Below are 6,418 nucleotides of genomic sequence, written 5' to 3' on the forward strand. Positions count from 1 at the left end.
GGTCGTTCGCGACGGCCAGGTGTCCTACGGGGAGTTGGCGGCGCGGGTGAACCGGCTGGCCCGGGCCCTGATCAGCCGCGGCGCCGGGCCGGGCAGGCACGTGGCGCTGCTGCTCCCCCGGTCACCCGAGACCGTGGTGGCCGTCCTGGCCGTGCTCAAGGCCGGTGCCGCCTACCTGCCGATCGACCCGGCGCACCCCGACGACGGCGTCCGCCACCTGCTGCGTGACACCCGGCCGGTGCTGGCCGTCACCACGGCCGAGTCCACCGGACGGCTGTCGGCCGTCTGGCCCGAGGGGCCGCTGCTCGCCCTGGACGACCCGGCGGTCGCGGCCGACACGGCTGCGAGGCCGGACACGGAGGTGACCGACGCGGACCGGTTGTCGCCCCTGCTGCCCGCCCACCCGGCGTACGTCCTGCACACGTCGGGCTCGACGGGACGCCCCAAGGGCGTGGTCGTCGAACACCGTGCCGTCGCCGCCTTCGTACGGCACTCCGTGCCCGCCTACGGGCTGGCACCGCACGACCGGGTGCTGGCCGCCGCCTCGCTCACCTTCGACGCCTCCGTGCTGGAGCTGCTCGTCTCCCTCGCCGCCGGGGCGACGGTGGTGCTGGCGGACGACGACGAACGCATCGACACCGGGGCGCTCCAGAGCCTCCTGGGGCGTCACCGGGTGACGGTGGCGCACCTCGCCCCCACGACCCTGCGCGCCCTGCGGCCGGAGGGACTGCCGGACCTGCGTCTGGTGACGGCCGGCGGTGACGCGCTCGCCGGTGATCTCGTGGACCGCTGCGCCGCCGCGGGCGTCCCACTGCACAACGCCTACGGTCCGACCGAGACGACCGTCGAGGTGACCCGGAAGGTGTGCCTTCCCGGTCAGGCGGGAGCCGCACCCCCGATCGGCCGTCCCGTGCCGGGCACCAGGACGTACGTGCTGGACCGCGCCCTGCGGCTGCTGCCCGCCGGAGTGGTCGGCGAACTCCACGTCGCCGGCGCCGCGTTGGCCCGCGGCTACCTCGGCCGCCCCGGTCAGACAGCCGCACGGTTCGTCGCGGACCCCTTCGGTCCGCCGGGGGCGCGGATGTACCGCACGGGAGACCTGGCCCGCTGGACGCCGGAAGGCGACCTGCTGTTCGTCGGACGGGCGGACGACCAGGTCAAGGTGCGGGGAGTCCGCATCGAACCCGGCGAGGTGCAGGCGGCGTTGGCCCGCTGCGACGGCGTCGGACAGGCTCTGGTGCGGGTGCGTGACGACGACCGCGGGGACCGCTACCTGGCCGCGTACGTCGTTCCCCCGCCCGGCGGGACCGTGGACCCGGCAGCGGTGCGCCGGCAGGCGGCTGAGTTCCTGCCGGCGCACCTGGTGCCCGCCGCCGTCGTGCCCCTGGAGTCGCTGCCCGTCACGGCGGAGGGAAAGGTCGACGTGCGGGCCGAGCTGCCGGCACCGTCGTTCGCCCCGGCCGGCGGGGGCAGGCAGCCCGCCACGCCCGTCGAGCGGAGTCTGTGCGCCGCGTTCGCGGACGTGCTCGGCCTGCCCCAGGTGGGTGTGGACGACGGATTCTTCGCCCTGGGCGGCCACTCCCTGGCGGCCACCCGGCTGCTCAACCGCATCCGGACCGTGCTCGGTCGGGAGTTGGGCATCCGCGCGGTCTACGAAGCGCCGACGGTCGCCGAACTGGCGAAGCTGCTCGACGGGACGGGGCAGGCCCGCAGCGAACCGGCCCCGGCGGCGCGGCCCGACCGGGTCCCCCTGTCGTACGCCCAGACCCGGCTGTGGTTCCTGCGCCAACTGGAAGGCCCGGGCGCCACCTACAACCATCCGGTCGCCCTGCGCCTGACGGGACGCCTGGACACCGCTGCGCTGCGCGCGGCGCTCACGGACGTGCTCGACCGGCACGAGGCGCTGCGCACGGTCTTCCCCACCGTCGACGGGCAGCCGTACCAGCAGGTGCTCCCCGTCGAGTCCGTGGCGCCGGCGTTGCCCGCGCGACCCGTCGCGGCCGGGGAACTGGCCGACGTGCTGGCGCACGCGGCCCGCGAGCCCTTCGACCTGGTGTCGGACATCCCGCTGCGCGCCCGGCTGTTCACGTCCGCGGCGGACGAGCACGTGCTGCTGCTGGTGACCCACCACATCGCGGGCGACGCCTGGTCGGAGCGGCTGCTGCTCCGCGACCTGTCCACCGCGTACTCCGCGCGGCGTGCGGGCGGCGTTCCGCGGTGGGAGCCGTTGCCGCTCCAGTACGCCGACTTCGCCCTGTGGCAACGCGCGACGCTGGGCCGGCGGGACGACCCGGCAAGCCCCCTGGCGGTGCAGCTCGACCACTGGCGGAACGTCCTGGACGGCCTGCCGCAGGAGACACCGCTGCCGACGGACCGGCCGCGTCCGGCCACGCCCTCCTACCGGGGTGGATCGGTCCCCCTGAACATCCCGGAGGAGCTGCACGGGGCGCTGAACAAGCTCGCCCACGCGCACGGCGCGAGCACCTTCATGGTGCTCCAGGCGGCTCTGGCAGTGCTGCTCTCCCGGCTCGGCGCGGGGGACGACGTGCCGGTCGGCGCTCCCGTGGCCGGGCGCACCGACGACTCGCTGGAGGAGCTGGTCGGCTTCTTCGCGAACACCCTCGTGCTGCGTACCGACCTCTCAGGTGATCCCCCGTTCACCGAACTCCTCGGCCGGGTGCGGGAGACCTGCCTGAACGCGTACGCGCACCAGGACGTGCCGTTCGAACTGCTGGTGGAGGAACTCGCACCCGGCCGTTCCCTGGCCTGGCACCCGCTCTTCCAGGTGGTGCTGGCGCTGCGGAACACCCGCGCGGGCGAACTGAGCCTGCCGGACGTCGAGGTCCGCGCGGAAGCGGTGGAGACGCACACCTCCCCGTTCGACCTGGCCTTCGAGTTCGACGACCGGGACCGGGCCGACCGCGGCGCCGCGGGGCTCAACGGGACGGTGCAGTACAACGCGGACCTGTTCGACCGCGACACCGTCGAGCGACTGGCCGGTCGCCTGCTGCGGCTGCTGGACGGTGTGGCGCACGACCCGGCCCTGCCGGTGAGCCGGTACGAACTGTGGGCTCCGGGTGAACACGACCGTGTCGTCCGGCACTGGAACGACACCCGCCGGCCGGTCCCCGACGCGTCGCTGCCCGACCTGTTCGAGGCGCGGGTGGCGGAAACGCCGCGGCACCCCGCCGTGACCGCCCCCGACGGCACCCTGTCCTACCTCGAACTGAACCGCCGAGCCAACCGGTTGGCCCGGCTGCTGACGGCGCGCGGCATCGGCCCGGAGTCGGTGGTGGCCCTGGCGGTGCCGCGCTCGGTCGACCTGCCCGTCGCGGTGTGGGCGACGCTCAAGGCGGGCGCCGCCTACCTGCCCCTGGATCCGCAGTACCCGGCCGAACGGATCACCTTCCTCCTCGACGACGTACGCCCGGCCGTCGTGGTGAGCACCACCGCGACCGCTGCGGCGCTGCCGCCGGGCGGACCGGAGCGCCTCCTCCTGGACGAGCCGGCCGTGGCCGCGGCGCTGGCCGCGCAGCCGGAGGAGGACCTGCTCGACGAGGAGCGCACCGCGCCGCTGGTCCGGGACAGTCCGGTGTACGTGATCCACACCTCGGGCTCCACCGGCACGCCCAAGGGCGTGGTGATGACGACCGGGCCGCTGGTCAACCTGGTGCTGTGCCACGCCGAGTGGCTCGCCGCCGGGGAGGACGGGGCCCGCCGCGGTGCCGTCGCCCAGTTCTCCGCGATCAGCTTCGACGTGTCCGCCTGGGAGATCATCGAGACGCTGACCTCCGGCAAGACGCTGGCGGTGCCCGATGACGAGGTACGGCGGGACGCGGCGGCGTTCGTCCGCTGGCTCGACGAGCACCGGGTCGAGGAGGTGTGCGCGCCGAACGTGATGGTGGAGGCGATCTGCGAGGCAGCCGTGGAACAGCGGCTCGACCTGCCCGCGCTCCGGGACCTCAGCCAGGGCGGTGAGGTGCTGCGGCTGACGCCGCGGGTGCGGGAGTTCGTCGCGGCCCGGCCCGGGCGTCGCCTGCACAACCTCTACGGCCCCACCGAGACCCACCTCGTCACCACGTTCACCCTTCCCGCGGCGCTGGAGCAGTGGCGGTCCTTCACCGCGCCGGTCGGCGCGCCCATCGCCAACGCCCGGATGTACGTCCTGGACCGGCGGCTGCGACCGGTACCGCCGGACGTGACCGGGGAGTTGTACATCGCCGGGGACGTGCTCGCCCGCGGCTACTGGGCCCGGCCGGGACTGACCGCCCAGCGTTTCGTCGCCGACCCGTTCGACGGGGCGGGGCGGCGCATGTACCGCACCGGCGACCTGGTGAAGTGGACCCGCGACGGTCAGCTCACCTACGTGGGCCGTACGGACGCCCAGGTCAAGGTGCGCGGCTTCCGGATCGAACCGGCCGAGGTCGAGTCGGTGCTCGGCCGGCACGACGACGTGGCCCAGGTGGCCGTCGCGGTACGGGAGGACGCCACCGGCGGGAAGCGGCTGGCCGCCTACGTCGTCCCGGCACGTGGCGCCCGTGCCGACGGGGCCGCCCTGCGGGCCCACGCCGCCCGGGTGCTGCCGGACTTCATGGTGCCGTCCGCCGTGGTGGTGGTGGACGCCCTGCCGCTGACGGTGAGCGGCAAGGTGCACCACAGCCGGCTCCCGGCGCCGGACTTCTCCCGGTCGGTCTCCGGGCGAGCACCCCGGACGGAACGCGAGAAGGCCCTCTGCGGGCTCTTCGCCGAGGTGCTGGGCCTCGACCGGGTCGGCATCGACGACTCCTTCTTCGACCTCGGCGGCCATTCCCTGCTGGCGACCCGCCTGGCGGGCCGGGTCCGAGCCGCCCTGGCCGTGGAGATGGAGGTGCGCACGCTGTTCGAGGCTCCGACGGTCGCGGCACTGGCGGAGCGGCTGGAGAAGGCGCCGCGAACGCGGCGGGCCGCGCTGCGCCGCATGCCTCGGCCGGGAGGTCCCCGGTGACCGGGGGCCGGCCCGCACACCGCCCCCGCACTCCCGCACGGCCTGACCACCCCAGGGAGAACCCGTGATCCCCTTGTCGTTCGCACAGTCCCGCATCTGGTTCCTCAACCAGCTGGACGGCGGCGCCGGTTACCGCATTCCGCTGGCGTACCGGCTGCACGGGGAGCTGGACAGCCGCGCGCTCTCCGAGGCGATCGCCGACGTGGTGGAGCGCCACGAGAGCCTCCGCACCGTCTTTCCCGAGGCCGACGGCACACCCCACCAGGTCGTGCTGGACGCCGAATCGGCCCGGCCGCCGCTGCGGGTCGACGTGACCGGCGAGGCGGAGCTTCGCGAGGCGCTGCGCGCGGCAGCCGGCCACGTCTTCGACCTCACCGCGGAGATCCCGTTGCGCGCGCACCTGTTCCGGCTGGGCGAGCGGGAGCACGTGGTGCTCGTCCTGCTGCACCACATCGCTGCGGACGGCTGGTCGCTCACTCCGTTGCTGGACGAGCTGGCTGCCGCCTACACGGCCCGGCGGGCAGGCCGCGCGCCACGCTGGGACCCGCTGCCGGTGCAGTACGCCGACTACACGCTGTGGCAGAACGAGCTGCTGGCGGCGGAGGACGACCCGGCAAGTTTGGCCGGAGAGCAACTCGCCTACTGGAAAGGACAGTTGGAAGGGCTTCCGGACTGCCTGGCCCTCCCCGTCGACCGGCCGCGGCCCCCCGTGGCCTCCCATCGGGGCGGCACGGCACCCATCTCGCTCGCCCCGGACACACACCGCCGCCTGCTGGCTCTGGCCCGGCAGGAGAAGGCAAGCCTGTTCATGGCCCTGCAGGCCGGAGTGGTCGCCCTGCTGACCCGGTTGGGCGCGGGCACCGACATCCCCGTCGGCTCGGCAGTCGCCGGACGGACCGACGAGGCCCTGGACGGCCTGATCGGCATGTGCGTCAACACGCTGGTGCTCCGCACCGACGCCGGTGGCGATCCGACCTTCCGCGAACTCCTCGGGCGCGTCCGGGAGGTGGACCTCGACGCCTACGCCCACCAGGACCTGCCGTTCGAGCGGCTGGTGGACGTGCTCCGTCCCGAGCGGTCCGCCGCCTGGAACCCGCTGTTCCAGGTGATGCTCGTACTGGAGGACGGGCCCGAGCAGAGCCTGCGGCTGCCCGGCCTGACCGCGGTCGAGGAACCGGTGGACAGCGGCAGCGCCAAGTTCGACCTGTCCCTGCACCTGCGGGAGCGGGCGCCGGGCGCGGACCCCGCCCCGGCGGGCCTGTACGGCAGCCTGGACTACGCCCTCGACCTGTTCGACCACCCGACCGCCGTTGCTCTCGCCACGTGGTGGGCCCGGCTGCTGGAGGCCGCGGCAGCCGACCCCGACCTGCGGATCAGCCGCCTCCCCCTGCTCACGTCCGGCGAGCAGGCGCGGGTGCTGGCGAGCGGCACCGG

2 protein-coding genes are annotated in these 6,418 nt (G+C 74.5%); both read left to right on the forward strand.

Going from position 1 to position 6,418, the window contains the following annotated elements:
• Positions 1-19: 19 nt before the first annotated feature.
• Positions 20-4,984, forward strand: coding sequence for an amino acid adenylation domain-containing protein (locus tag ACYVE9_RS12435; protein WP_461027865.1), 4,965 nt, complete (start codon positions 20-22; stop codon positions 4,982-4,984).
• Positions 4,985-5,048: 64 nt separating this feature from the next.
• A partial coding sequence (locus ACYVE9_RS12440; RefSeq protein ID WP_461027866.1) for a condensation domain-containing protein occupies positions 5,049-6,418 on the forward strand: 1,370 nt, incomplete at its 3' end.

The organism is Streptomyces sparsus (assembly GCF_054776295.1).